Annotated in this window: 2 protein-coding genes; both read left to right on the forward strand. The window is 48.9% G+C overall.

Features of this window, described 5'->3' with window-relative positions:
* Positions 1 to 244: hypothetical protein (locus tag TT11_RS16570; protein ID WP_261871202.1), on the forward strand; the 244-nt coding region annotated here is incomplete at its 5' end.
* A gap of 50 nt (positions 245 to 294) precedes the next feature.
* Positions 295 to 503 (forward strand): hypothetical protein (locus tag TT11_RS16575; protein WP_261871203.1); only part of this gene is annotated, 209 nt, incomplete at its 3' end.

Here is a 503-nt window from a genome sequence, read left to right on the forward strand (position 1 = left end):
AAACAAAAACCTAGATCTAGGAGCTAGTGGCAGCGTAACGACTGGTGCCACAACCGTTAATGATAATGGCATCACCATCACCAAAGCAGCAGGGGCTCCTGCTGGCATCACTAATGTCAGCTTGACCAATGCAGGGCTTGATAATGGTGGCAACAAGATTGTCAACGTTGATAACGGTCTTATTGCAACGGGCAGTCAAGACGCCGTTAATGGCGGACAGATCCAAGCAGCTGGCGATAGCTAGCGACTAACGTATTAGGCGGTAATGCCAAATATGAAAACAACGACTTCACCATGAGCAATGTTGGCGGTACCGGTGAGAACAATATCAACGACGCCATTGCCTCAGCCAACACTGCTGCAAATGCAGGTTGGAATGTGAGCGGCTCTGGTGCCGATAAAGTAAACATCGGCCCGAATGGCAAAGTTGACTTTATTGGTGACAGTAACATCACTGTGGCGCAAACGGGCGTGGATGATGACGGTAAGATTGGCATTACCTT

Source organism: Psychrobacter sp. JCM 18901, from assembly GCF_000586435.1.
In the GTDB taxonomy this organism is placed as follows: domain Bacteria; phylum Pseudomonadota; class Gammaproteobacteria; order Pseudomonadales; family Moraxellaceae; genus Psychrobacter.